Here is a 26,006-nt window from a genome sequence, read left to right on the forward strand (position 1 = left end):
CTTGGGCGCTCACAGGTCGCGACGCCAGAACAGTTCATGTCGGCGCACCGCCTTGCGGAAGAATTCATTCTCTCCGTACGGCGATGGGCGGCGCCCTGCCAGCCAGCGTTGCAACGCACGGCGCAGGCGACGCTTGAAGGGGGGGGCAGGTTGCAGGTCATGCATCATGCCCAGGGCCATGGCCTTGTCGCGCTGGGTGTCGATATCCAGCACCAGGCTACAGGGTGCCCAGGCTTCGGCGGCTTGCAACTGCGGCGGCAGGGCGACGCCATCACCGCTGTCGCCCATCGGCCAGCGGTCGTTGTCATGCAGGTGGTTGGCGTAGCACAACAACGTTTCAGGCTGCCACGCCAGGCCTTGCAGCGCCTCGAGCACTGCGGCCTGGGCACAGATGTGGTCCGGGTGCGGATCGAGCACCGGGTGCGGCATCACCAGCACCTGGGGCCGGGCCATCTCGAACAGGGCACGCAGGTCGGCCAGCAGGTTGTGCCAGCTTGGCGCACCATCGACATCGGCCGGCAGCGGGAACGGATTGAAACGGCGGAAGGGACGAATGTCGGCTAGATCGGCTTCACGCGAGCCCACCGGCAGATCCGGCGCAGCCTGCATGACTGGCAATTGCAGGCAGAAGTAGCCCAGCTGCACGCAATGCGACTCCGGCACGCCTGCCCAACGTGGCACGGCGATGCTGTCCCAGGCGCGCAGGCGGCCCTTCAGCCTGGCCGCCTCAGCCTTGGCCAGGCCCATGGCCTGGTAGTGTTCGGCCTCGATCTCACCGGCAGTCAGGGTGACAACCCAAGCTTCGTCGGCCTGGCTGTAGAGCCCATAGGCCGCCAACTCGGCGTCGTCGGCATGGGGGGCAATGACCATCACTCGGCGGTTGCGCAGCTTGACCGCTGGGGTTATCCACAAGCGCGCTGACTCTTCCAATCGGCAATGCCGACCACGCAGACGCAACGTGCCGGCCGCCAATGGTTCGGCCAACCCGGTCAGATTGAGGAATCGCACTCCGTTGACGCCACGCTCGAACGTCTGCACGTCGCTGGCGGCCCCCGCCAGCAGCTCGACGCGAGGATCAAGGAAACGCCCGAGCCAACGGCTCCGAATACCGATTTCAAGGATCAGTGTCTCGTCACCTTGCAGTGCAACATCGGTCTGCAGCAGATCGCCCCGCAGGCTCGCCGCGACTTCGCGAGTGTCCTTGGCAAAACGGTAAGCGTAGTCTTCGCCCGGCGAGTAGAACAGGTGATCGGCGAACCAGGCCTCGTGCCCCCCCCACAGCAGCGCCAGCAACAACAGCGGTAACCACCACACACCCAACACGCCCAACGCAACCAGCAGCACCAGGCCCACCAGCAGCACCAGGCGCTTGTTGCGCCGGTGGCGCTTGAGCAACTGCTGCTTGCGGCTCACGACTGGAACACCGGTACAGGGTTGCACCAACGGTCCTTGTACTCACGGTCCGCACGACCGAACGAGAACCGCAATGCCTTGCCGCGGGCCGTGGCTTGCTCCCAGGCAGACTGGGTGTTGAGGAAGCTCAATACGCTCCCAGGGCTGAAGGCCTTGGTCTCTGGATCGACACCGCCGTTTACATATTCGACGCTGATCCATTGCGGCGCCTCGACGCGATACACCAGTTGAATGGCGATGGGCGCCCCGTCGAGGAACAGCACCGAACCGACCAGCAGCTCGCGCAGGCGCTCGACCACCTCGGCCATGCGGGCCGCGCCGGTGGCCGGGAAGCCCCAGCGACGCTGGAACAAATCACAGTACATCGCGGCGACCTCGGCTGCAGTGAAATCGCTGATCGGTCGCACCTGACCGCCCGCCTCTTCCAGCAAGCGCAGCTCACGACGCTGGTTGTAGCGGAACTTCTTCGACAGGTCCTCGTGGGGACGTGCCATGGCCAACTGCTCGGGTTGTGCCTTCAAGCCGGCGAAACGCCCCTGGTTCAACTCCGACAGGTAGCGACCGGCGTGGCGCAGCGGCGCCCCAGCATCGGCGGCGGCCGGCAGGATGATCTCGGCATTGCCCAGGTCGAACAGGCCTTTCTTGCCTTCGCGCTTGAGCACGTCCTTGGACAGCGCCAGGTGGCGCCCCCAGGTCGGCAGCGCGGCCTTGAGCTCGGCGCCCTGGAACCAGCCCAGGTAACGCACCGGGATCCCGGCCAGGTCCGCCAGTTGCTCGATCACCAACGGGTGCGTGGCGACACTGCCGCCATAACGCTGCCAGGCGTCGCTGTACGCGGCCACGTCGATCACTTGCCAGCCGCGTTCGCGCCAGGCCTTGAGATGATTGAGCATCAAGCCTCCGCCTTCAGCGCGCGGACTTGCGGCAGTTTCCAGAAGGCATCCCGCACCGCCTGGTCGCTGAAGCGCCGCTGCAGACGCTGCAGCATATGCTCGGCGCATGCCTCGCGCTGCTGCGCATCCAGGCCGGCCATGTGCTTCAGGCCCTGGGCCAGCTGCGCGGCATCGCCCAGCGGGAACAGCACACCCACACCCTCGACCACTTCCCGGGCGCCGCCACAGGCGGTGGCCAGCACTGGTACGCCAGCGACCATGGCTTCGAGCAAGACCATGCCAAACGGCTCATGGTCGGAGCTCAGGGCGAACACGTCGAAAGCGCGGAAGTAACGGCGGGCATCCGGGACCTGGCCGAGGAAGTCGACCTGGTCGGTGATGCCCAGCTCAGCGGCCAGGGCCTTGAGTTTCGCCTCGAGACGCCCCTTGCCCAGAATCGCCAGGCGCGCGCCGGTCGGCAGCCCCGGCAAGGCTTCGGCAAAGCCGCGCAGCAGCGTGGCCTGGTCCTTGTCCGGATGCAGGCGTCCGACGTTGCCGACCACCCAGGCACGTTCATCCAGACCCAGTGCACGGCGCGCCTCGTCACGCGGCACCAGGCTGGCCTGCAGTGCCTCGACGTCGATGCGGTTGTACAGGGTCTGAATACGCTCGGCCGGCCACTGGCCCAAGCAGCGACGCATGTCGTCACGCACCGCGTCCGACACACCGAGCAGGCTAAGGCGCTTGCGGAACAGGTTGGCGAACAGCCGCCGCCCTTTGCGCTCATAGTCGCCGAAGGCATGGTGCACGCCGATCACCGGCAGTCCGGTCCCGAGCAGCGCGACATAGATCGGCTTGAAGCGGTGGGCGATGCAAAAGCTGAAATTGCGCTGCGCGGCGATCTTGCGCAGCGCGCGGATCGCGCCCAGCTTCAGGCCGCGCACGGCCTTGGAACTGAACTCGAGAAACAGCACCTCGTCCGAGGCACAGCCAGCCGCGACCTGCGCGTCCGCTGCCCCGGTGAGGAACACGGTAGTGACCTTGTAGCCGCTGCCTTGGAACAGGCTGGCGTATTGACGGGCACAATCGAGGAACGGCCCGTCATAACCATGGCAGAACTGCAGGATGCGCGGTTCAGAGCGGCTGGTCATACGGCGCGGCGCCTTCCTTGACCACCAGGATGTCTTCCATGATCAGGTACTGCAGGTCCGAACCGAAGAACATGTTCAGGGCGTCGGTCGGCGAGCAGATCATGGGTTCGCCGCGGCGGTTCAGCGAGGTGTTCAACGACACGCCGTTGCCGGTCAGGTCTTCCAGCGCCTTCATCATGTCGTAGTAGCGCGGGTTGTACTCACGCTTGAGCACCTGGGCGCGCGAAGTGCCGTCCTCGTGGACGACTTCCGGCACGCGGGTCTTCCACTCCTCGGCGACTTCGAAGGTGAAGGTCATGAACGGCGCGGGGTGATCGATCTTGATCATCTGCGGCGCGACAGTATCGAGCATCGACGGGCAGAAAGGTCTCCAGCGTTCGCGGAACTTGATCTGGTGGTTGATGCGGTCGGCAACGCCTTCCACGCTCGGGCAGCCGATGATCGAACGACCACCCAGCGCACGCGGACCGAACTCCATGCGGCCCTGGAACCAGGCCACCGGGTTGCCATCGACCATGATCTTGGCGATCTGCTCCGGCATGTTCTCCAGCTTGCGCCATTTCGGCTGGCTCGGGTGACGGGCACAGGCGGCGATCACGTCTTCATTAGAATACGCAGGGCCAAGGTAGACGTGTTCCATCTTCTCGACCGGCACGCCACGGGCGTGGGACACGTAGGCGGCCGCGCCAACGGCGGTACCGGCGTCGCCGGAGGCCGGCTGGACGAACAGCTCCTTTACATCATCACGGGCGATGATCTTCTGGTTCAGCTTGACGTTCAGCGCGCAGCCGCCGGCGAAGGCCAGCTTGCCGGTTTCTTTCAGCGTGTCGCCCAGGTAATGGTCGATCATCTGCAGGGCGAGCTTCTCGAACAGCGCCTGCATGCTGGCGGCGTAGTGGATGTAAGGCTCGTCGGCGATGTCGCCTTCGCGTTTCGGACCCAGCCACTCGATCAGCTTGGGCGAGAAGTAGAAGCCCTTGCCCTTCTCTTTATAGCGGCGCAGGCCGATGACGTTGGCGTATTCGGTGTTGATCACCAGCTCGCCGTTTTCGAAACTGGCCAGGCGCGAGAAGTCGTACTTGCTGGCATCGCCGTATGGCGCCATGCCCATGACCTTGAACTCGCCATCGAGCATCTCGAAGCCGAGGAACTCGGTGATCGCGCCATACAGGCCGCCCAGCGAGTCCGGATCGAAGAATTCCTTGATCTTGTGGATCTTGCCGTTTTCGCCATAGCCAAAGAAGGTGGTGGCGTACTCGCCCTTGCCGTCGATGCCGAGGATCGCGGTTTTCTCTTTGAAACCCGAGCAGTGGTAGGCGCTGGAGGCATGGGCCAGGTGGTGCTCGACCGGCTCGATCTTGATCTTCTTCGGATCGAAGCCCAGTTGCTCCAGGCACCAGACGATCTTCTTGCGGTAGCGCTTGTAGCGGCGGTTACCCATCAGCAGCGCATCGAGGGCGCGGTCCGGGGCGTACCAGTAGCGCTTGGCGTAATGCCAGCGGGCCTTGCCGAACAGGCTGATAGGGGCGAACGGAATGGCCACCACGTCGACGTCAGACGGCTTGATGCCGGCCTGCTCCAGGCAGAACTTCGCCGACTCGTAGGGCATGCGGTTCTTCGCATGCTTGTCACGCACGAAGCGCTCTTCTTCGGCGGCGGCAATCAGCTTGCCGTCGATGTACAGGGCCGCGGAAGGGTCATGGCTAAGGGCGCCGGACAGGCCAAGAATCGTCAGTGCCAAGGGTCTAGCCTCTCAAATCGGTATGAAGTGCGCCAACGGCCATTCGGGCGGATGGCGGCTAAAGGGCGGGATTATAACGCAAAGATCAAGGACACACCGCCCCCTTGTAGGAGCGGCCTTGTGTCGCGAAAGGGCTGCGCAGCAGCCCCGGCGATTTCGATGGTGGAGCTGAAACCTGGGGCCGCTTCGCGCCCCTTTCCGACCGGTCCGACGCCTCGGCAAGGCCGCTCCTACAAAGGCACGCGCTGCGGCTTACTCGGCGATCAGCCAGTCCATGCGCAAGCTGCCAGCGGTCTGCGCCAGCTCCTTGGCCAGCCACGGCAGCAGCGTCTTGAGCTCGTCCTCCAGGCCCCACGGCGGGTTGGCGATGGCCAGGCCCGAGCCGTTCAGGCCCTGCGGGCTATCCTGGTGGTGCACGTACAGCTCGACCCGCAGCAGCTTCGGCGCGCCGGTGCTGGTCAGGTCTTGATAGAAACGGGTCAACGAGCGCTGGTCCTTGATCGGATACCAGATCGCCGCGACGGTCTGGCGCATGCGACCGATCGCCTCTTTCATGGCCACGGTGCAGCGCTTGAGCTCGTCGGCCTGCTCGAACGGCGGGTCGATCAGCATGATGGCGCGCTTTTCCTGCACCGGCAGAAGCGCCCGCGGGATGTGCCAGCCTTCGCCCAGGTGAACGGTGACCCGCGGATCCTTCTTCATGTTCTCCTTGAGCAGCGCCCCATCTTCAGGGTGCTTCTCGTTGAGCAGGGCGCGGTCCTGCTGACGCATCAAACGACGCGCCAGCTCGGGCGAGCCCGGGTAGAAGCGCAGCTCGCCATCCGGGTTCAGGCGCTTGATGATGCGCAGGTAGTCGGCGGCCGCTTCCGGCAGGTCGTCACGATTCCACAGGCGGGCCACGCCCTCGAGGTACTCACCGGTACGGCTCGCCTGGTCGCCCTGCAAGTCGTAGAGACCCAGGCCAGCGTGGGTGTCGATGTAGGCGAATGGCTGTTCCTTGCGCGACATCAGGGCGATGAGGCGGGTGAGCACGATGTGCTTGAGGACGTCGGCGTGGTTGCCGGCGTGGAAGGCGTGACGATAGTTCATGAGGACTCCTGCGGGGGCAACAAGTTTACCTTGCCTTGCAGCCGGCAAAAAGCATCGCGGGGCAAGCCCACTCCCACAAATGCCCGAGGACACATGGGAGCGGGCTTGCCCCGCGATAGGGACAACGCCGATTCAGCAGGCGTTATTTGTCAGCGTGATACGCCGCGTCAGCAGTTTCAAAACGCGAAACCATGCTGTTCGACGGGCTGCCCAGCTTGCTCACCACGAAGATGGCGATGCTGGCGAACAGGAAGCCCGGGATGATCTCGTACAGGCCCATGTCCACGTAGTTTTTCCACAGGATCACGGTCAGCGCGCCGACCACGATACCGGCCAGGGCGCCATTACGGGTCATGCCCTTCCACAGCACCGAGATCAACACCACCGGACCGAAGGCGGCACCAAAGCCGGCCCAGGCATAGGCCACCAGGCCCAGCACTCGGTTTTCCGGATTGGAGGCCATCGCAATGGCGATAAGCGCGACAGCCAGGACCATCAGGCGACCGACCCAGACCAATTCCTGCTGCGAAGCGTTCTTGCGCAGGAAGGCCTTGTAGAAGTCCTCGGTCAGGGCGCTGGAGCACACCAGCAACTGGCAGCTCAAGGTACTCATCACAGCGGCCAGGATGGCCGACAGCAGGATACCGGCAACCCAAGGGTTGAACAGGATCTTGGCCAGTTCGATGAACACGCGCTCGTGGTTCTCGGTGACCGGACCTGCCAGGTCAGGATGCGCCGAGAAGTAGGCGATGCCGAAGAAGCCCACTGCGCAGGTACCGGCCAGGCACAGGATCATCCAGGTCATGGAAATGCGGCGGGCGTTGGCGATCGACTTGACCGAGTCGGCGGCCATGAAGCGCGCCAGGATGTGCGGCTGCCCGAAGTAGCCAAGACCCCAGCCCATCAGCGAGATGATGCCGATGAAGGTCGCGCCCTTGAACATGTCGAAGTGCGCCGGGTTCACCGCGTCGATGGCAGCGAAGGTCTGGTCGAAGCCGCCAGTGGAAATCAGCACGATCACCGGGGTAAGGATCAGCGCGAAGATCATCAGCGAAGCCTGCACGGTATCGGTCCAGCTTACGGCCAGGAAACCACCGATGAAGGTGTAGGCGATGGTCGCGGCGGCACCGGCCCACAGGGCGGTCTCGTAGGACATGCCGAAGGTGCTTTCGAACAGACGGGCGCCGGCAACGATGCCGGAAGCGCAGTAGATGGTGAAGAACACCAGGATGACGATCGCCGAGATGATCCGCAGCAGGCCGGTCTGGTCTTCGAAGCGGCTGGAGAAGTAGTCCGGCAGGGTCAGGGCATCACCGTTGTGCTCAGTCTGCACACGCAGACGGCCGGCGACAAACAGCCAGTTCAGGTAGGCGCCGACGGTCAGGCCGATGGCGATCCAGGCCTCGGAAAGGCCCGCAAAGTAGATGGCGCCCGGCAGGCCCATCAACAGCCAGCCGCTCATGTCCGATGCGCCGGCGGAAAGCGCGGTAACCACGCTGCCGAGACTACGGCCGCCGAGAATATAGTCGGAAAGGTTCTTGGTGGAGCGATAGGCGGCGAAGCCGATCAGCACCATTGCCGCAATGTAGATCACGAAGGTGATCGTTAGTGGATTGCCCATGAGTTGTGCCCTGGCGTTGTTTTTATCTCTTGCGACCGTCGTGCACGACGGTTGCACCCAGGCGGCGAATCCTATGCAACAACATGAACGAGGTGCAACCATTTTTCATTTGCAAGTTGCACCCAGCCATGGTTTTTCGGATAAAGCCCCTTTTTTGCTCCTTTTCGGAGCAAACGCAGCGTTTTACATAAGCAAAAGCAGCAAAAAAGACCGTTTCGGCTGTAAGGAAACATCCTTCAGACGAGTTGCACCTTTACCGTGAAGATTTCGGGTTGCACCCGGTTGCACCCGAATCGTCCTACAGGCTAATCTTGCCTTCAGCTTAGGCCACATCCGTGACCAATAACGAGGATAAGAAATGGCGACGACCACCCTTGGGGTCAAACTCGACGACCCGACCCGTGAGCGACTCAAAGCAGCTGCGCAGTCCATCGACCGCACGCCGCACTGGTTGATCAAGCAAGCGATCTTCAACTATCTCGAGAAGCTCGAGGGTGGCGCCACCCTGAACGACCTCAACGGCCATGCCGCCGCTGGCGACGACGCCGGCGAAGTCGCCGCCGATCACGCCCACCAGTGCTTCCTGGAATTCGCCGAAAGCATCCTGCCGCAGTCGGTATTGCGCTCGGCGATCACCGCCGCCTACCGCCGCCCCGAGCAGGAAGTGGTGCCGATGCTGCTGGAGCAGGCCCGCCTGCCAGCCGCCCAGGCCGAAGCCACCAACAAGCTGGCCGCGAGCCTGGCCGACAAGCTGCGCAACCAGAAGAGCGCCGGCGGCCGTGCCGGCATCGTCCAGGGCCTGCTGCAGGAGTTCTCGCTGTCCTCCCAGGAAGGCGTGGCGCTGATGTGCCTGGCCGAAGCACTGCTGCGCATCCCCGACAAAGGCACCCGTGACGCGCTGATCCGCGACAAGATCAGCACCGGCAACTGGCAGCCGCACCTGGGCAACAGCCCGTCGCTGTTCGTCAACGCCGCCACCTGGGGCCTGCTGCTGACCGGCAAGCTGGTCAGCACCCACAACGAATCCGGCCTGACTTCCTCGCTCACCCGCATCATCGGCAAGAGCGGCGAGCCGATGATCCGCAAGGGCGTCGACATGGCCATGCGCCTGATGGGCGAGCAGTTCGTCACCGGTGAGACCATCGCCGAGGCCCTGGCCAATGCCAGCAAGTTCGAAGCCAAGGGCTTCCGCTACAGCTATGACATGCTTGGCGAAGCCGCGCTGACCGAGCACGACGCGCAGAAATACCTGGCGTCCTACGAGCAGGCGATCCACTCGATCGGCAAAGCCTCGCACGGCCGCGGCATCTATGAAGGCCCGGGCATCTCGATCAAGCTCTCGGCCCTGCACCCGCGCTACAGCCGTGCCCAGTACGAGCGCGTGATGAACGAGCTGTACCCGCGCCTGCTGTCGCTGACCCTGCTGGCCAAGCAGTACGACATCGGCCTGAACATCGACGCCGAGGAGGCCGACCGCCTGGAGCTGTCGCTGGACCTGCTCGAGCGCCTGTGCTTCGAGCCGTCGCTGGCCGGCTGGAACGGCATCGGTTTCGTCATCCAGGCCTACCAGAAGCGCTGCCCGTACGTGATCGACTACGTCATCGACCTGGCCAAGCGCAGCCGTCACCGCCTGATGATCCGCCTGGTGAAAGGCGCCTACTGGGACAGCGAGATCAAGCGCGCCCAGGTCGAAGGCCTGGAAGGCTATCCGGTCTACACCCGCAAGGTGTACACCGACGTTTCCTATGTTGCCTGCGCCCGCAAGCTGCTGGCCGTGCCAGAAGCCATCTACCCGCAGTTCGCCACCCACAACGCCCACACCCTGTCGGCCATCTACACCATCGCCGGGCAGAACTACTACCCGGGCCAGTACGAATTCCAGTGCCTGCACGGCATGGGCGAACCGCTGTACGAGCAAGTCGTGGGCAAGATCTCCGAGGGCAAGCTGAACCGTCCATGCCGCGTGTACGCACCGGTCGGCACCCACGAGACCCTGCTGGCCTACCTGGTCCGTCGCCTGCTGGAAAACGGCGCCAACACCTCGTTCGTCAACCGCATCGCCGACCACTCGATCTCCATCCAGGAACTGGTCGCCGACCCGGTCGCCAGCATCGAGCGCATGGGCACCCAGGAAGGCAGCATCGGCTTGCCGCACCCGCGCATCCCGATGCCGCGTGAGCTGTACGGCAGCGAGCGGGCCAACTCTGCCGGCATCGACATGGCCAACGAACACCGCCTGGCGTCGCTGTCCTGCGCCCTGCTGGCCACCGCCCACAATGACTGGAAAGCCACGCCGCTGCTGGCCTGCGCCGCCAGCGAGCAGCCGGCCACACCGGTACTCAACCCGGCCGACCACCGCGATGTCGTGGGCCACGTGCAGGAAGCCACCGTCGCCGACGTCGACAACGCCATCCAGTGCGCACTGAACGCCGCGCCGATCTGGCAAGCCACCCCACCGGCCGAGCGCGCCGCGATCCTCGAACGCGCCGCCGACCTGATGGAAGCCGACATCCAGCCGCTGATGGGCCTGCTGGTGCGCGAAGCCGGCAAGACCTACGCCAACGCCATCGCCGAAGTGCGCGAGGCCGTGGACTTCCTGCGTTACTACGCGGTGCAGGCACGCAACGACCTGCGCAATGACAGCTGCCGCCCTCTGGGCCCGGTGGTGTGCATCAGCCCATGGAACTTCCCGCTGGCGATCTTCTCCGGACAGGTGGCCGCGGCGCTGGCCGCCGGCAACCCGGTACTGGCCAAGCCGGCCGAACAGACCCCGCTGGTCGCCGCCCAGGCCGTGCGCCTGCTGCTGGAAGCCGGCATCCCCGAAGGCGTGCTGCAACTGCTGCCAGGCCAGGGCGAAACCGTCGGTGCCGGCCTGGTCGGTGACGAGCGCGTCAAGGGCGTGATGTTCACCGGCTCCACCGAAGTCGCCCGCCTGCTGCAACGCAACATCGCCGGACGCCTGGACAACCAGGGCCGCCCGATCCCGCTGATCGCCGAAACCGGTGGCCAGAACGCCATGATCGTCGACTCCTCGGCGCTGACCGAGCAGGTGGTGATCGATGTGGTCTCCTCGGCCTTCGACAGCGCCGGCCAGCGTTGCTCGGCCCTGCGCGTTCTGTGTCTGCAGGAAGACTCCGCCGACCGCGTGATCGAGATGCTCAAGGGCGCCATGGCCGAAAGTCGCCTGGGCAACCCGGAGCGCCTGTCCGTGGACATCGGCCCGGTGATCGACGCCGAAGCCAAGGCCGGCATCGAGAAGCACATCCAGGGCATGCGCGACAAAGGCCGCACCGTCTACCAGGTGGCCATCGCCGAAGGCGAGGAGATCAAGCGCGGCACCTTCGTGATGCCGACCCTGATCGAACTGGAAAGCTTCGACGAGCTCAAGCGCGAGATCTTCGGCCCAGTGCTGCACGTGGTGCGTTACAACCGCAAGGACCTGGACCAGCTGATCGAGCAGATCAACGCTTCCGGCTACGGTCTTACCCTGGGCGTGCACACCCGCATCGACGAGACCATCGCCAAGGTGGTGGACAACGTCAACGCCGGCAACATGTACGTCAACCGCAACATTGTCGGTGCCGTGGTCGGCGTGCAGCCGTTCGGCGGTGAAGGCCTGTCGGGCACCGGCCCGAAAGCCGGCGGCCCGCTGTACCTGTACCGCCTGCTGTCGACCCGCCCGGCCGACGCCATCGCCCGCCACTTCCAGGCCGACGATGCGCGCAGCAAGGCCGACACCACCCTGCGCGACCAGCAGCTCAAACCGCTGACCACCCTCAAGACCTGGGCGGCCAGCAGCCAGATGAGCGACCTGGCCGCGCTGTGCGAGCAGTTCGCCGAGCAGTCGCAGAGCGGCATCACCCGCGTGCTGCCAGGCCCGACCGGCGAGCGCAACACCTACACTGTGCTGCCTCGCGAACACGTGCTGTGCCTGGCCGACAACGAGGCCGACCAGCTGGCCCAGCTGGCGGCGGTACTGGCCGTGGGCAGCTCGGCGGTGTTCCAGGACGGCGAGCCGGCCAAGACCGTGCGCGGCCGTCTGCCGAAGGAGCTGCAGGCGAAGATCAAGCTGGTGGCCGACTGGAGCAAGGACGACGTGGCCTTCGACGCGGTCATCCACCACGGTCACTCCGACCAGCTGCGCGGTGTTTGCGAGCAGGTGGCCAAGCGTGCCGGCGCGATCGTCGGCGTGCACGGGCTGTCGAGTGGCGATCACCAGATCGCCCTGGAACGCCTGGTGATCGAGCGGGCGGTAAGCGTGAACACTGCGGCGGCGGGTGGTAACGCCAGCCTGATGACCATTGGCTGACGCTGACGGTCGGTGAACGGAAAAGGAGAGCTCAGGCTCTCCTTTTTTGTGGGAGCAACTGTCTTGCCGAGATTTCTCAACCTGGCAGCCCTTCACCTAATCAGGAAAAGCCAGCGCAACTAAAGCGAAGCAACCATCACGCAGATTTCTTTTTCACCGTAAAATCGACTTCCAGATCGGCGTTCGCCAGGATATTCACCAGAGCATCCAGCGAGAACTTGTCTATCTTGCCGTTGAGCAAGTCACTCAAACGTGGCTGAGTCAGATGCAGTCGCCGTGCTGCGTCTTTCTGCGGCAGATCCCAGGATTGGACAATCCTGGTCAATACCCGCATCAGCTTCGCCCGAAGCCGCAGGTTCTCGGCCTCTGCGGGTGAGTCGAACAGCGCATCCCATACCGAAGTGGAGCGTTCGTTTGTCATCGCAAATCCCTCTGTGCATCCATCTCGTTCAAACACTGTCGACTCCAGCTCAGCAGGCGCCCAACAATTTGTATCGCGCTCTCGCCAGATCGATATCGCGCTTTTCCGTCTTCTCGGTCGTCTTGCGAAACGCGTGCAGGACATAAACCGCTTCTGGTCGACTCACGACATAGAACACCCGAAACGCCCCGTCCCGACACTTGATGCGGATTTCCCGCGTCCCAGGCCCAACGCTTTCCATTGGTTTCCAGTCGAAGGGAGCTTCACCGTCCTGGATCAGCTCCAGCTGATACCCGGCCCGCTGCCTTGCCACAACCGGAAAGTCCCGCAGGTCCTGCTTGCTGCTACCCAACCATTCGATTGGCTTTTGCCCGTCATGCATCCTGCACGCTCCCGCCAATGCACTCGCCTGGCTTGCCCATACCGGAGGCGTAAGCTCTCCATGAGCGGCAAAGATAAAACTATATCGATATCGATATAAGTGCAATTGCGTGACAAGGCTTTGCGACGGGTAACACCCATATCCATAGCGCCCGGCGCAACCCAAGGAGACCTGGGTGATGGCAACTTCTGCCCCCATATCACCCAAACCAATTAACCTGTCCCCTGCCCTATCACCTTGCCTAGACTCGCTGCATCCCGAACCAGGAATGCCGCCATGTCCGAGCAACTCCTCAGCAACCGCAACCTCGCCTTCGAGCTCTACGAAGTCCTCGACGCCGAGGCCCTGACCCAGCGCCCGCGCTTCGCCGAGCACAGCCGCGAGACCTTTGACGCGGCGCTGACCACCGCCCGCACCATCGCCGAGAAGTACTTCGCCTCGCACAACCGCAAGGGCGATGAACACGAGCCGCGCTACGTGGAAGGCCGTGCCGAGCTGATCCCGGAGGTGAAGCCTGCGGTCGACGCCTTCCTCGAAGCGGGCTTCCTCAACGCCAACCGCGACTTCGAAGTCGGCGGCATGCAGTTGCCCAGCCTGGTATCGCAAGCCTGCTTCGCCCACTTCCAGGCCGCCAACGCCGGCACCACGGCCTACCCGTTCCTGACCATGGGCGCGGCCAACCTGATCGAGAGCTTCGGCAGCGACGAACAGAGACGCTTGTTCCTGCAACCGATGATCGAGGGCCGTTACTACGGCACCATGGCCCTGACCGAACCCCACGCCGGCTCGTCCCTGGCCGATATTCGCACCCGCGCCGAACCCGCAGACGACGGCACCTACCGGCTCAAGGGCAACAAGATCTTCATCTCCGGCGGTGACCACGAACTGTCGGAGAACATCGTGCACATGGTCCTGGCCAAGCTGCCGGACGCACCGCCCGGGGTGAAGGGCATCTCGCTGTTCATTGTGCCCAAGTACCTGGTCAACGCCGACGGCAGCCTGGGGCCGCGCAACGACGTGCTGCTGGCCGGGCTGTTCCACAAGATGGGGTGGCGCGGCACCACCTCCACCGCGCTGAACTTCGGGGACAACGGCCAGTGCGTCGGCTACCTGGTGGGCCAGCCGCACCAGGGCCTGGCCTGCATGTTCCAGATGATGAACGAGGCGCGCATCGGCGTCGGCATGGGCGCGGTGATGCTGGGCTACGCCGGCTACCTGTATTCCCTGGACTACGCCCGCCAACGTCCACAGGGCCGCCTTCCAGACAACAAGGACCCGAACAGCCCCGCCGTATCGATCATCGAGCACAGCGATGTGAAGCGCATGTTGCTGGCGCAGAAGGCCTACGTGGAGGGTGCTTTCGACCTGGGCCTGTACGCGGCCCGGCTGTTCGATGACACCCACACCGCCGCGGATGCCGAGGCTCGCCGGCAAGCCCTGGAACTGCTCGATCTGCTCACGCCCATCGTCAAGTCCTGGCCCTCGGCGTTCTGCCTGAAAGCCAACGAGCTGGCGATCCAGATCCTCGGCGGCCACGGCTACACCCGCGAGTACCCAGTCGAGCAGTACTACCGCGACAATCGCCTCAACCCGATCCACGAAGGCACCGAGGGCATCCAGTCCCTCGACCTGCTCGGGCGCAAGCTGGCGCAGAACAACGGCGCGGGGCTCAAGCAGCTGATCCGCCTGATCGCCGGCACCTGCGAGCGCGCCAGCCATCACCCGAACCTAGATCCGTTGCGCCAGCCCCTGGAGCACCTGGTCAACCGCCTGCAGAGCGTGACCCTCACCCTGCTCGGCGACCTGGCCAGCGGCAAGGTCGCCGGCGCGCTGGCCAACTCGGCGCTGTACCTCAAGGTGTTCGGCCACTGCGTGATCGGCTGGCGCTGGCTGGAGCAGGCCATTCATGCCGAGGTCGGCCTCCTCAAGGGCAGCGATCGCGACTTCTACCTGGGCAAACTCCAGGCCGCGCGTTATTTCCTCACCTGGGAAGTGCCGGGCTGCCATAATGACCTCGCTTTGCTCGAGGCCCGCGACGATACGTGCCTGGGCATGCAAGAGGGGTGGTTCTAGGCTTTGTACGAAAAGTCGCCGAGCGGCGATCAGGCAAGGCGAAAACAGGCGAGGAAGCGGAGTTTGCTGGTTGCAAATGAGCATTCCGAGCCTGTTTTCAACGCAGCATGATCGACGCGCAGGCACTTTTCGTATAAAGCCTAGGGGGAGCCACCGCACACACGGAGATTTCCATGTTCGACTCCAGCACCCTGCTGCGCCAGCGTTTTGCCGCGCTGCGCAGCACGGCCGAACTGTTCTCGCTTCGCCATGTGAAGCAATCGCACCAGTCACTGTCGGTTCGGCGCAACGTCGCCGAGCCTCCCTTCTTCAGCCAGGATGAAGGCGCCATGCTCACCGTGCGGGTGGAGGGCGTCGAGGCCTACGCGGCCACCGCCGACCTGTCCCAGGCTGGGCTGCAACGTGCCCTGGAGCACGCCGAGGCGCTGGCCCGACGGATCAAGGCCAGCAGCCTGCTCGACCTGAGCGGCCAGCCAGCCCCGGACGGACGCCACGACCATGTCTCGCCCAATTTCGAACAGCCCCTGCCCAACCTCGCCGAATGCCTGGACCTGCTGGCCGCCGAATCGGCCAGCGTGCCCATGGACGAACGCCTGGTGGACTGGCAGGCCAGCCTGGGCATCAGCGTGGTCGAGCAGACCTACCTGAACTCCGCCGGCGCCGAGCTGCGCCATGCCCAGCGCTTCGTCTACCCGGGCCTGGGTGTCACCGCCAGCGACGGCCAGGACAGCCAGAGCCGCAGCCTGGGCCGGGAGAACTTCGGCCAGCAGGGCGGCTTCGAGGTGATCGAGCGCTGCGGCCTGGTCGGCGCTGCCCGCCGGGTGGCCGACGAGGCGCTGCAACTGCTGCTGGCACCGAATACCCCAAGCGGCCGGCGCGACCTGCTGCTGATGCCCGACCAGATGATGCTGCAGATCCACGAATCCATCGGCCACCCGCTGGAGCTGGACCGGATCCTCGGCGATGAGCGCAACTACGCTGGCACCAGCTTCGTCAAAGCCGAAGACTTCGGCCATCTGCAATACGGCTCGGAGCTGCTCAACGTAACCTTTGACCCAACCCTTCGCGAGGAGCTGGCCAGCTACAGCTTCGATGACGACGGCACCCCGGCCAGCAAGCAGTTCCTGATCCGCGATGGCCTGCTGGTTCGCCCCCTGGGCGGCGCTCTTTCGCAACTGCGCTCGGGCCTGGATGGCGTGGCCAACAGCCGAGCCTGCGGCTGGAACCGCGCGCCGATCGACCGCATGGCCAACCTCAACATCGAGCCGGGCGACCAGTCGCTTGAGCAACTGGTCAGCGGCATCGAGCACGGCATCCTGATGCGTACCAACCGCTCCTGGTCCATCGACGATGCGCGCAATAAATTCCAGTTCGGCTGCGAGTGGGGGCAGTTGATCGAAAACGGCAAGCTCAAGGGCGTGGTGAAGAACCCGAACTACCGGGGCATCTCCGCCGACTTCTGGCGCAACCTCTCGGCCGTGGGCGACAGCAGCACCTACCAGGTGCTCGGCACGCCCAACTGCGGCAAGGGCGAGCCTAACCAGGTGGTGCGGGTCGGTCACGCATCGCCCGCCTGCGTGTTCCGCCAGATCGACGTATTCGGGGGAGACGCCTGATGAGCACCCTGTACCAGCAACGTTTCGAAAACCTGCTCGACAGCCTGAACGCCGCCGTGCAACCGGGCGAGCAGTTCACCCTTGGCTACAGCGCCGAGCATTCGCAGTTCGTGCGCTTCAACCATGCCAAGGTGCGCCAGGCCGGGCTGGTCAGCCAGGCCAGCGTGCACCTGCGGTTGGTGCGCGAAGGGCGCCAGGCCGAACAGCAGATCACCCTGGGCGACGATCCCGACCTCGACCAACGGCGTCTGCACGACGCCCTGGCGCAGTTGCGCCAGACCTTGCCATTGCTGGCGGTGGATCCCTACCTGAACCTCGACGACAGCGCCTGGCACAGCCATAGCCTGCTGGAACAGCCATTGCCCGAGCTGGACGCAGTGCTGGCCCTCATCGAGCGCGAAGCCGGTGATCTGGACCTGGTCGGCATCTATGCCGCCGGCCCCATCTGCCGGGGTTTCGCCAGTTCCTTCGGGGCCTTCGGCTGGCACCAGGCCAATAGTTTCAACGTCGACTGGAGCCTGTTCCACGCCAACGGCCAGGCAGTCAAGGCCAACTATGCCGGGCAGACCTGGAGCGGCGAGGCCTTCGCCGCGCGCCTGCGTCAGGCCCGCGAACAGCTGGCGTACCTGGGACGCCCGGCCATCACCCTCAAGCCCGGCAGCTACCGAGCCTACCTGGCGCCGGCGGCAATGGACGAGATCGCCGGGATGCTGTGCTGGGGCGGTTTCTCCGCCCAGGCCCTGGCCACGGGCAACAGCCCACTGCAGCGCCTGTACAACGGCGACGCGCAACTGAGCCCACGAGTGAGCTTCAGCGAGCAGGTCAGCGGCTCGCTGAGCCCAGCGTTCTCCGACGAGGGCTCGCCCCGTCGCGACCTGCTGCTGATCGGCGAAGGCCGTGCGCTGGAGCGGCTGGTAAGCGCCCGAAGCGCCGCCGAGTTCGCCCAGCAGGCCAATGGCGCAGACAGCCACGAGTCGCCGTGCGCGCTGAGCCTGGCGCCGGGCAACCTGCCTGGCGAAAAGATTCTGGCGCGTCTGGGCACCGGGCTGTACATCAGTAACCTGTGGTACCTGAACTATTCGGACCTGCCTGCGGCACGCATGACCGGGCTGACCCGCTTCGCCACTTTCTGGGTGGAGAACGGGCAGATCCAGGGGCCAGTGAGCACCATGCGCTTCGACGACAGCCTGTACAACCTGCTGGGTAGCCAGCTCGAAGACCTGACCCAGGAGCGCGAGATGATCCTCTCGACCAGCACCTATGGGCAACGCAGCACCGGATCGAGTCATCTGCCGGGGGCGTTGGTCAAAGGGCTGACCCTGACATTGTGATCGGCAGGATCGGCCTCATCGCTGGCAAGCCAGCTTCCACCATGACCGGCATGCGCTGCCCCTGTGGAAGGCGACTTGCCGGCGACGAGGTCGGCCCAGGCAACACAGGACATTGAGGTAACCCATGCCCGAACGCGCACCACTGGACCCTGTCACCGCCCGCTGGATCCCCTGGGTGGTGGCCATCGCCTTCTTCATGCAGTCGCTCGACGGCACCATTCTCAACACCGCGCTGCCGGCCATGGCCCGCTCGCTGGCCGAGGACCCGCTGCGCATGCAGGGGGTGATCATTGCCTACATGCTCACCGTGGCTCTGCTGATCCCGGCCTCGGGCTGGATCGCCGACCGTTTCGGCACCAAGCGCATCTTCTTCAGCGCCATCCTGCTGTTCAGCTTCGGTTCGCTCTTGTGCGCCATGGCCAACAGCCTGGCGTTCCTGACCCTGGCCCGGGTCATCCAAGGCCTGGGCGGCGCGTTGATGCTGCCGGTCGGGCGCCTGGTGGTGCTGCGTGCCTACCCACGCTCGGAGCTGGTGCGGATCATGAGCTTCATTACCATCCCCGGCCTGCTCGGCCCGCTGCTGGGTCCGACCCTGGGTGGCTGGCTGGTGGAGATCCTGACCTGGCACTGGATCTTCCTGCTCAACCTGCCGGTGGGCGCACTGGGCTGCTATGCGGTGTGGAAGTTCATCCCCGACCTGCGCGGGGCTGAACGCACCCGTTTCGATACCCCAGGTTTTTTGCTGTTCGGCGCGGCAATGGTGCTGATCACCATTGCCATGGAAGGCCTGGGCGAACTGCACCTGCCGCACCTGCGAGTAATGCTGTTGTTGTTCGCCGGCATGGCATGCCTGGCCGCCTACTGGTTGCGCGCCGGGCGTGACCCGGAACCTCTGTTCTCGCCCTCGCTGTTCCGCGTACGGACCTTCGCCATCGGTATCCTCGGCAACCTGTTCGCCCGCCTGGGCAGCGGCGCCTTGCCCTTCCTCGTGCCCTTGCTGTTGCAAGTGGCGCTGGGCTATTCGCCGGCCCAGGCCGGCATGAGCATGATCCCGCTGGCGGCGGCGGCGATGCTCGCCAAGTCCATCGCCCGGCCGCTGATCGAGCGCCTGGGCTACCGCATCGTGCTGACCGGCAACACCCTGCTGCTGGGCCTGCTCCTGGCCAGCCTGGGGCTGGTCGACGAGCAGACACCCTATGCCGTGCTACTGGTGCAACTGGCGCTGCTGGGGGCGGTCAACTCGATGCAGTTCACAGCGATGAACACGGTGACCCTGATCGACCTCGACGATGCCAGCGCCAGCAGCGGCAACAGCCTGCTGTCAGTGGTCGCGCAACTGTCGCTGAGCCTGGGCGTGGCCTGCGCCGGTGCCTTGCTCGGCGGCTTCACCGCAGCCGGCAGCGGCGATGGCGTGCAGAGCACCTTGGGCGCCTTCCAGCTGACCTTCGTCACCATCGGCGTGATGGCCATGCTGGCGGCGGCGATCTTCCTGCAACTGGCACCGACAGACGGAAGGCGCGCTCGTCGTCCGGAAGAGCACGTCGAGTCGTAGGGCGAATGGCCATGAGGCTGGTAGACTGTGCGACATTTTTCGCTCCAGCCGCAGGCCCGCCTCGTGACCGTTGAAACCACCGCTTTTGCCACCCTACCGCTGTCCGCCGCCATGCTGGCCAACCTGGACGCCCTGGGCTACGCCTCGATGACACCAATCCAGGCCCATAGCCTGCCGGTCATCCTCAAGGGCCAGGACCTGATCGCCCAGGCCAAGACCGGTAGCGGCAAGACCGCCGCCTTCGGCATCGGCCTGCTCAACCCGATCAACCCGCGCTACTTCGGCTGCCAGGCTCTGGTGCTGTGCCCGACCCGGGAGCTGGCCGACCAGGTGGCCAAGGAACTGCGCCGCCTGGCCCGCGCCGAGGACAACATCAAGATCCTCACCCTGTGCGGCGGCGTCTCGCTCGGCCCGCAGATCGCCTCGCTGGAACACGGCGCGCACATCATCGTCGGCACCCCGGGGCGCATCCAGCAGCACCTGGACAAAGGCACCCTGGTGCTCGACGGCCTCAACACCCTGGTCCTGGACGAAGCCGACCGCATGCTCGACATGGGCTTCTTCGACGCCATCGCCAGTATCATCCGCAAAACCCCGTCGCGCCGCCAGACCCTGCTGTTCTCCGCCACCTACCCGACCGGTATCGAGCAGTTGGCCAAGGACTTCATGCGCCAGCCGCAACAGGTCAAGGTCGAGGCCCTGCACAGCGACAGCCAGATCGAACAGCGCTTCATCGAGATCGACCCACAGCAGCGCCTGGAAGCGGTCACCCGCGTGCTCGGCCACTACCGCCCGCAGTCCTGCGTGGCGTTCTGCTTCACCAAGCAGCAGTGCGAGGACCTGGTCACCCACCTGACCGCCAAGGGTATCGTCGCCCAAGCACTGCACGGCGACCTGGAGCAGCGCGACCGCGACCAGGTGCTGACGATGTTCGCCAACCGCAGCAGCTCGGTGCTGGTGGCCACCGACGTGGCCGCTCGCGGCCTGGACATCGACGGCCTGGACCTGGTGATCAACGTCGAGCTGGCCCGTGACGCCGAGATCCACGTGCACCGCGTCGGCCGTACCGGCCGCGCCGGTGAGAAAGGCGTGGCGATCAGCCTGGTGGCCCCGGCCGAAGGCCACCGCGCCCAGGCCATCGAGGACCTGCAGAACAAGCCGCTGCGCTGGGAACAGCTGGACAACCTCAAGAGCAAGGGCGGCGAGCCGCTGCTGCCGGCGATGACCACCCTGTGCATTGGTGCCGGACGCAAGGACAAGCTGCGCCCGGGCGACATCCTCGGCGCGCTGACCGGCGATGCCGGGTTGCCGGGCAAGCAGGTGGGCAAGATCGCCATCTTCGACTTCGTGGCGTTCGTGGCGGTGGAGCGGGCGGTGGCCAAGCAGGCCATGCAGCGGCTGAACAGCGGCAAGATCAAGGGTCGCGCCCTGAAAGTCCGTATCGTCTGAAGACTTTTTGGGGCCGCTTTGCGGGCCCAGTTCTTGAAGAGGTAATTTCGTGCACTCCACCGACGTGATCATCCTGGGCGCCGGCGCCGCCGGCCTGATGTGCGCCCAGCTCAGCGCCCGCCGCGGGCGCCGGGTGCTGCTGCTCGACCACGCCAACAAGCCGGGCAAGAAGATCCTCATGTCCGGTGGCGGGCGTTGCAACTTCACCAACATGTACACCGAGCCCGCCAACTTCCTCTCGCACAACCCGCACTTCTGCAAGTCGGCGCTGGCCCGCTACACCCAGTGGGACTTCATCGAGCTGGTGTGCAAGCACGGCGTGGCGTACCACGAGAAGAAGCTCGGCCAGCTGTTCTGCGACAACAAGTCCAGCGACATCCTCGACATGCTCCTGGCCGAGTGTGACGAGTCCGGCGCCGAACTGCGCATGAACACCAGCATCGAGCGCATCGACAAGACCGAAGGCGGCTACACCCTGCAGACCAGCGCCGGTCCGTTCGCCTGCCAGTCGCTGGTGATCGCCACCGGCGGCCTGTCGATCCCGACCTTGGGCGCTACCGGCTTTGGCTACCAGGTCGCCCGCCAGTTCGGCCATGAATTGTTGCCGACCCGCGCCGGCCTGGTGCCGTTCACCATCACCGAGCCCCAGCTCAAGGCACTGTGCACCGAGTTGTCGGGCACCTCGCTGGACTGTGTCGCCAGCTGCAATGGCATGAGCTTCCGCGAGAATCTGTTGTTCACCCACCGCGGCCTGAGCGGCCCGGCGATCCTGCAGATCTCGTCGTTCTGGGAAGCCGGCGACACGGTGCAGATCAACCTGCTGCCTGATCGCGACGCGTTGGAGTGGCTGCAGGGCCAGCAAGTCGAGCGCTCCAACAGCGAGCTGAAGACAGTGCTGGGCGAGGTGTTCACCCGCAAGCTGGCCAACCTGCTGGCCGAGCAGTGGTTCGTTTCGAAACCCTTGAAACAGTACACGCCGGCAGAATTGACCCAAATCGCCGAGAAACTGTCGGCCTGGCAAGTGATCCCGGCCGGCACCGAGGGCTATCGCACCGCCGAGGTGACCTTGGGCGGAGTCGATACCCGCGAGGTGTCGTCCAAGACCATGGAATCGCTGAAGAGCCCTGGGCTGTACTTCATCGGCGAGGTGCTGGACGTGAGCGGGCACCTGGGTGGTTTCAACTTCCAGTGGGCCTGGGCTTCGGCCAACGCGGCGGCGCAGTTCGTGTAGAGTAGAATCCATTCAGCAGCACGGAACGCTTCTTGCTGGTCTGTGCTGGAGCGCCATTTTTGGGAGCTGCTGCGCGGCCCCAAGACAGCCTCGACGCTACTCAACCGATCTCAGCCCAGGGCCATCATGTCATCGAGCTCGTTCCGCCATTCATTGCGTCGCCTGTGGGGCCAAGACAAGTTCAGCTACGCCATCCGCGTGACCATCGCCCTCACCGGTAGCATGGCCTGGTGCTGGTACCAGAACGAGATGAGCCTGCTCATCCCGCTGTTCCTCGGCATCATCGCCAGCGCCCTGGCCGAAACCGACGATGGCTGGCAGGGCCGGCTCAGCGCCCTGCTGGTGACCCTGGGCTGTTTCGCCATCGCCGCGCTGTCGGTCGAGCTGCTGTTCCCCTACCCCTGGATCTTCGCCGTCGCCCTGGCCCTGGCGGCGTTTTCCCTGACCATGCTCGGGGCCTTGGGCGAACGCTACGGGGCGATCGCCTCGGCCACGCTGATCCTTTCGGTCTACACCATGATCGGCGTCGACCAGCGCGGCGGCGAAGTCAGCGACTTTTGGCACGAGCCGTTGCTGCTGGTCGCGGGCGCGGCCTGGTATGGCCTGCTGTCGGTGCTGTGGCAGGCGCTGTTCTCCAACCAGCCGGTGCAGCAGAGCCTGGCCAAGCTGTTCTTCGAGCTGGGCACCTACCTCAAGCTCAAGGCCAGCCTGTTCGAGCCGGTGCGCACACTCGACGTCGAGGCCACGCGCCTGGAGCTGGCCAAGCAGAATGGCAAGGTTGTGGCGGCGCTCAACGCGGCCAAGGAAATCATCCTGCACCGGGTCGGCAACAGCCAGCCGAACTCCAAGGTCAGCCGCTACCTCAAGCTGTACTTCCTGGCCCAGGACATCCATGAGCGGGTCAGTGCCTCGCACTACCCCTACAACGCGTTGACGGACGCCTTCTTCCACAGCGATGTGATGTTCCGCTGCCAACGCCTGCTGCGCAAACAGGGCTCATCCTGCCAGGAGCTGGCCCGCTCGATTCGCCTGCGCCAGCCCTTCGTGCTCGCCAGTGGCTACCCCGAGGCCCTGGAAGACCTCAATGCTTCGCTGGAGCACCTGCGCATCCAGAGCAACCCGGCCTGGCGCGGCCTGCTGCGCTCGCTGCGGGCACTGGCCGCCAACCTGGCCACCCTGGATCGGCTGCTCAGCGCCGCGAGCAACCCGGACAGCCTGGCCGACGCCAGCGACAGCAGCCTGCTCGACCGCTCGCCCCGCAACCTCAAGGATGTGTGGAAACGCTTGCGCACCCAGCTGACGCCGACCTCGCTGCTGTTCCGCCACGCCCTGCGCCTGTCGCTGGCGCTGTCGGTGGGCTATGGCATGGTGCACCTGATCCACCCGACCCAGGGTTACTGGATCATCCTCACCACCCTGTTCGTCTGCCAGCCCAACTATGGCGCGACCCGGCGCAAGCTGGTGCAGCGGATCTTCGGCACCGCCATCGGCCTGACCGTGGGCTGGGCGCTGTTCGACCTGTTCCCCAACCCGATCATCCAGTCGCTGTTCGCGGTGGTCGCCGGGGTGGTTTTCTTCGTCAACCGCACCACCCGCTACACCCTGGCCACGGCGGCGATCACCCTGATGGTGCTGTTCTGCTTCAACCAGATCGGCGATGGCTACGGCCTGTTCCTGCCGCGCCTGTTCGATACCCTGGTGGGCAGCCTGATCGCCATTCTCGCGGTGTTCCTGTTCCTGCCTGACTGGCAGGGCCGGCGGCTGAACAAGGTGCTGGCCAACACCCTGGCCTGCGCCAGCGAATACCTGCGCCAGATCATGCAGCAGTATGCCCATGGCAAGCGCGACGACCTGGCCTACCGCCTGGCCCGGCGCAACGCGCACAACGCCGACGCGGCATTGTCCACCACCTTGGCCAACATGCTGATGGAGCCGGGGCACTTCCGTAAGGAAGCCGATGTCGGCTTCCGCTTCCTGGTGCTGTCACACACCTTGCTCAGCTACCTCTCGGGGCTGGGCGCGCACCGCGACACGGTGCTGCCGGCCGAGGTCCACGAGCAGTTGATCGATGGCGCCGGGCGGAGCCTGGCCAGCAGCCTCGACGAAATCGCCAATGGCTTGGCGGCGCGGTTGCCGGTGGCAATCCACAGCGACGCCGAGGAAGCCCTGGCCAACGCGCTGGAGCAGATGCCGGAGGAGCTGGACGAGCATCAGCGGCTGGTACAGACGCAACTGGCGCTGATCTGCCGACAACTGGGACCGTTACGGACACTCGCAGGGCATTTGATCAAGGAAGGCGAACCCGCCTGATCGCCCCGCGATCAGAACCCATGCTGGCGCAGCAGCCGGTCGTAGCTGCCGTCGGCCTTCATCGTGGCGATCGCCTTCTCGAAGCGGGCGACAATCTTCTGATGCTCCGGGTGCTTGAGGCTGACCAGGATGTGCAGACTGTTCTCGCTCAGCGGCGGGTCGACGAACGCCACCCCCTCCCGCACCGGCTGCGGCTCGCGCTGCAGGTTGTAACGCGCGACGTACTCGTCCTCCACTGCCAGGTTGACCCGGCCGGCCGCCAGCATGCGCACCGCGGACGAGAAGCTGCGCACCGGCACCTTGTTCAGGCGCTCGTCGCTGTCGAATTCTGGGGAGTAGGCGTAATCGCGCACCACGGCGATGGTGTAGGGATAAAGGTCAGACTGGCGTGCATAGGAGAACGCTTCGCCCTCACGCTTGAGCAGGCGGATGCGGTTGACCAGGTAGGCGCCCGAGAACTGGCCGATCAGGGTTCGCTCGTCGTTATACCAAGCGTTGATCAGCACATCGTAGCGCCCCTCGCCCACGCCCATCAGCGCCCTGGCCCAAGGCACCTCCTCGAACTCGATGGCGTAGCCGGCGCGGGTCAGCGCCGTGGTGACGATGCTGGTGGCCAGGCCGCCACCGGGCATGCTGGTGTCGGTAAACGGCGGCCAGCTGTCGGCCACCAGCCGCAGCTTGCCTTGGGCCAGGGCAGGCCCCGCGCACAACAGCCCGAGTAAACCAAGAACGCAAAGCAGTGGCCGCATGCTCAATTCCTTTCGCAGTTGGGGGCTCACGCTGGTGACGGCGGTCTCTACTAGCAACAGAGGTCCAGATTACACAAGCCGCATCCTGGCGACAGCGGGCGATAGTGTCATTTAGCCTCTATTTTGGCCGAGTGCCAGGTACCGTCATTCGATCTCGTCGAACCCAGCAGGATTTGCGATGATCGACGGTCAACCGAAGGAGTACCCATCCATGTCCATCGAGTGGATCTGCAAGCACCATGGCGACCTTGCCAAGGAACAACTCTACGCCATCCTGCAACTGCGCACCGAAGTGTTCGTGGTCGAGCAGCGTTGTGCCTACCAGGAAGTCGACGGGCTCGACCTGTGTGGCGACACATTGCACCTGATGGGCTGGGACGGTGAGCGGCTGGTGGCGTACCTGCGCTTGCTCGATCCGCAATCGCAGGACGGCGAGGTCGTCATTGGCCGGGTGGTGACGTCCCCCGAGGCGCGCGATATGAAGCTGGGCCACCCACTACTGCTGAAGGGACTGGAAGCTGCCGGCCATTGCTGGCCTGGCGTATCGATCTATCTGTCGGCCCAGGCGCATTTGCAGGGGTTCTACGCTCGCCATGGTTTCGAAGCGGTCGGCGAAGAATACCTCGAGGACGATATTCCGCACATCGGCATGCGTAAAGGCTGAGATTGCCGGGAGCTCTGCGCGCACCATCGCGG

The 26,006-nt window shown here is 64.9% G+C and carries 19 protein-coding genes; 10 read left to right on the top strand and 9 right to left on the bottom strand.

Features of this window, described 5'->3' with window-relative positions; translation table 11 throughout:
• Positions 1-9: 9 nt before the first annotated feature.
• From AC25M7_RS00185 to putP, 6 genes are all read right to left on the bottom strand, one after another.
• A complete protein-coding gene (locus AC25M7_RS00185; protein WP_241411147.1) occupies positions 10-1,413 on the bottom strand; it encodes a PIG-L deacetylase family protein in 1,404 nt (467 codons plus the stop codon).
• On the bottom strand, positions 1,410-2,306 hold the full coding sequence (locus AC25M7_RS00190; protein ID WP_028688302.1) for an antimicrobial resistance protein Mig-14: 897 nt from the start codon (positions 2,304-2,306) through the stop codon (positions 1,410-1,412). Before AC25M7_RS00190 ends, AC25M7_RS00185 begins: the two co-directional genes overlap by 4 nt.
• Positions 2,306-3,436 carry a glycosyltransferase gene (locus AC25M7_RS00195; RefSeq protein WP_062360181.1) on the bottom strand — a complete coding sequence of 377 codons (1,131 nt, stop codon included), beginning with the start codon at positions 3,434-3,436 and terminating at the stop codon, positions 2,306-2,308. The genes AC25M7_RS00190 and AC25M7_RS00195 overlap by 1 nt, the downstream gene beginning before the upstream one ends.
• Positions 3,420-5,177 carry a carbamoyltransferase family protein gene (locus tag AC25M7_RS00200; RefSeq protein WP_028688304.1) on the bottom strand — a complete coding sequence of 586 codons (1,758 nt, stop codon included), beginning with the start codon at positions 5,175-5,177 and terminating at the stop codon, positions 3,420-3,422. Before AC25M7_RS00200 ends, AC25M7_RS00195 begins: the two co-directional genes overlap by 17 nt.
• Positions 5,178-5,429: 252 nt before the next feature.
• Positions 5,430-6,266 carry a 23S rRNA (adenine(2030)-N(6))-methyltransferase RlmJ gene (locus AC25M7_RS00205; protein WP_028688305.1) on the bottom strand — a complete coding sequence of 279 codons (837 nt, stop codon included), beginning with the start codon at positions 6,264-6,266 and terminating at the stop codon, positions 5,430-5,432.
• Between the two features lie 142 nt (positions 6,267-6,408).
• On the bottom strand, positions 6,409-7,887 hold the full coding sequence (gene putP, locus AC25M7_RS00210; protein ID WP_028688306.1) for a sodium/proline symporter PutP: 1,479 nt from the start codon (positions 7,885-7,887) through the stop codon (positions 6,409-6,411).
• On the opposite strand from putP, the gene AC25M7_RS00215 reads away from it, so the two are divergent.
• Positions 7,886-8,149 carry a hypothetical protein gene (locus AC25M7_RS00215; protein ID WP_486970608.1) on the top strand — a complete coding sequence of 88 codons (264 nt, stop codon included), beginning with the start codon at positions 7,886-7,888 and terminating at the stop codon, positions 8,147-8,149. The genes putP and AC25M7_RS00215 overlap by 2 nt on opposite strands.
• A gap of 96 nt (positions 8,150-8,245) precedes the next feature.
• The gene (gene putA / locus AC25M7_RS00220) at positions 8,246-12,196 is read left to right on the top strand and encodes a trifunctional transcriptional regulator/proline dehydrogenase/L-glutamate gamma-semialdehyde dehydrogenase (RefSeq protein ID WP_236179792.1); all 3,951 of its coding nucleotides are present in this window, start codon (positions 8,246-8,248) and stop codon (positions 12,194-12,196) included.
• A gap of 136 nt (positions 12,197-12,332) precedes the next feature.
• On the opposite strand, the gene AC25M7_RS00225 is transcribed toward putA, so the two are convergent.
• Complete coding sequence (locus AC25M7_RS00225; RefSeq protein ID WP_028688308.1) at positions 12,333-12,617, bottom strand: helix-turn-helix domain-containing protein; 285 nt, start codon at positions 12,615-12,617, stop codon at positions 12,333-12,335.
• 49 nt (positions 12,618-12,666) lie between these two features.
• The gene (locus AC25M7_RS00230) at positions 12,667-12,999 is read right to left on the bottom strand and encodes a type II toxin-antitoxin system RelE/ParE family toxin (RefSeq protein ID WP_028688309.1); all 333 of its coding nucleotides are present in this window, start codon (positions 12,997-12,999) and stop codon (positions 12,667-12,669) included.
• A gap of 276 nt (positions 13,000-13,275) precedes the next feature.
• On the opposite strand from AC25M7_RS00230, the gene AC25M7_RS00235 reads away from it, so the two are divergent.
• From AC25M7_RS00235 to yccS, 7 genes are all read left to right on the top strand, one after another.
• Positions 13,276-15,072 carry an acyl-CoA dehydrogenase gene (locus tag AC25M7_RS00235; protein ID WP_486970609.1) on the top strand — a complete coding sequence of 599 codons (1,797 nt, stop codon included), beginning with the start codon at positions 13,276-13,278 and terminating at the stop codon, positions 15,070-15,072.
• Positions 15,073-15,245: 173 nt separating this feature from the next.
• Positions 15,246-16,688, top strand: coding sequence for a TldD/PmbA family protein (locus AC25M7_RS00240; protein WP_236179794.1), 1,443 nt, complete (start codon positions 15,246-15,248; stop codon positions 16,686-16,688).
• Positions 16,688-18,019: a TldD/PmbA family protein gene (locus AC25M7_RS00245; protein WP_062360192.1), complete on the top strand. Its 1,332-nt coding sequence runs from the start codon at positions 16,688-16,690 to the stop codon at positions 18,017-18,019. Before AC25M7_RS00240 ends, AC25M7_RS00245 begins: the two co-directional genes overlap by 1 nt.
• A gap of 124 nt (positions 18,020-18,143) precedes the next feature.
• A complete protein-coding gene (mdtD, locus tag AC25M7_RS00250) occupies positions 18,144-19,571 on the top strand; it encodes a multidrug transporter subunit MdtD (protein ID WP_028688312.1) in 1,428 nt (475 codons plus the stop codon).
• A 111-nt stretch (positions 19,572-19,682) separates the two neighbouring features.
• A complete protein-coding gene (dbpA, locus tag AC25M7_RS00255) occupies positions 19,683-21,020 on the top strand; it encodes an ATP-dependent RNA helicase DbpA (RefSeq protein ID WP_241776330.1) in 1,338 nt (445 codons plus the stop codon).
• A 49-nt stretch (positions 21,021-21,069) separates the two neighbouring features.
• Positions 21,070-22,251: a BaiN/RdsA family NAD(P)/FAD-dependent oxidoreductase gene (locus tag AC25M7_RS00260; RefSeq protein WP_062360194.1), complete on the top strand. Its 1,182-nt coding sequence runs from the start codon at positions 21,070-21,072 to the stop codon at positions 22,249-22,251.
• 126 nt (positions 22,252-22,377) lie between these two features.
• The gene (gene yccS, locus AC25M7_RS00265; protein ID WP_062360196.1) at positions 22,378-24,561 is read left to right on the top strand and encodes a YccS family putative transporter; all 2,184 of its coding nucleotides are present in this window, start codon (positions 22,378-22,380) and stop codon (positions 24,559-24,561) included.
• Between the two features lie 11 nt (positions 24,562-24,572).
• Here the strand turns inward: yccS and AC25M7_RS00270 are convergent, their stop codons facing one another.
• Positions 24,573-25,310 carry a substrate-binding periplasmic protein gene (locus AC25M7_RS00270; RefSeq protein WP_028688316.1) on the bottom strand — a complete coding sequence of 246 codons (738 nt, stop codon included), beginning with the start codon at positions 25,308-25,310 and terminating at the stop codon, positions 24,573-24,575.
• A 211-nt stretch (positions 25,311-25,521) separates the two neighbouring features.
• Here AC25M7_RS00270 and AC25M7_RS00275 point away from each other — a divergent pair, with 211 nt between their 5' ends.
• Positions 25,522-25,974 (top strand): GNAT family N-acetyltransferase, encoded by a 453-nt coding sequence (locus tag AC25M7_RS00275; RefSeq protein ID WP_028688317.1) that lies wholly within the window; start codon positions 25,522-25,524, stop codon positions 25,972-25,974.
• Positions 25,975-26,006 lie beyond the last annotated feature (32 nt).

The sequence above is a fragment of the Pseudomonas sp. P106(2024) genome (assembly GCF_057480815.1).

Excerpts from the sequence above, each read along its gene's own strand:
- AC25M7_RS00240 (WP_236179794.1), top strand. The coding sequence starts at position 15,246 with ATGTTCGACTCCAGCACCCTGCTGCGCCAGCGTTTTGCCGCGCTGCGC.
- AC25M7_RS00275 (WP_028688317.1), top strand. The coding sequence starts at position 25,522 with ATGTCCATCGAGTGGATCTGCAAGCACCATGGCGACCTTGCCAAGGAA.
- AC25M7_RS00225 (WP_028688308.1), bottom strand. The coding sequence starts at position 12,617 with ATGACAAACGAACGCTCCACTTCGGTATGGGATGCGCTGTTCGACTCA.
- AC25M7_RS00195 (WP_062360181.1), bottom strand. The coding sequence starts at position 3,436 with ATGACCAGCCGCTCTGAACCGCGCATCCTGCAGTTCTGCCATGGTTAT.
- AC25M7_RS00215 (WP_486970608.1), top strand. The coding sequence starts at position 7,886 with ATGAGTTGTGCCCTGGCGTTGTTTTTATCTCTTGCGACCGTCGTGCAC.
- AC25M7_RS00230 (WP_028688309.1), bottom strand. The coding sequence starts at position 12,999 with ATGCATGACGGGCAAAAGCCAATCGAATGGTTGGGTAGCAGCAAGCAG.
- AC25M7_RS00205 (WP_028688305.1), bottom strand. The coding sequence starts at position 6,266 with ATGAACTATCGTCACGCCTTCCACGCCGGCAACCACGCCGACGTCCTC.
- putP (WP_028688306.1), bottom strand. The coding sequence starts at position 7,887 with ATGGGCAATCCACTAACGATCACCTTCGTGATCTACATTGCGGCAATG.
- dbpA (WP_241776330.1), top strand. The coding sequence starts at position 19,683 with ATGCTGGCCAACCTGGACGCCCTGGGCTACGCCTCGATGACACCAATC.
- AC25M7_RS00190 (WP_028688302.1), bottom strand. The coding sequence starts at position 2,306 with ATGCTCAATCATCTCAAGGCCTGGCGCGAACGCGGCTGGCAAGTGATC.
- AC25M7_RS00245 (WP_062360192.1), top strand. The coding sequence starts at position 16,688 with ATGAGCACCCTGTACCAGCAACGTTTCGAAAACCTGCTCGACAGCCTG.
- yccS (WP_062360196.1), top strand. The coding sequence starts at position 22,378 with ATGTCATCGAGCTCGTTCCGCCATTCATTGCGTCGCCTGTGGGGCCAA.
- AC25M7_RS00235 (WP_486970609.1), top strand. The coding sequence starts at position 13,276 with ATGTCCGAGCAACTCCTCAGCAACCGCAACCTCGCCTTCGAGCTCTAC.
- mdtD (WP_028688312.1), top strand. The coding sequence starts at position 18,144 with ATGCCCGAACGCGCACCACTGGACCCTGTCACCGCCCGCTGGATCCCC.
- putA (WP_236179792.1), top strand. The coding sequence starts at position 8,246 with ATGGCGACGACCACCCTTGGGGTCAAACTCGACGACCCGACCCGTGAG.
- AC25M7_RS00270 (WP_028688316.1), bottom strand. The coding sequence starts at position 25,310 with ATGCGGCCACTGCTTTGCGTTCTTGGTTTACTCGGGCTGTTGTGCGCG.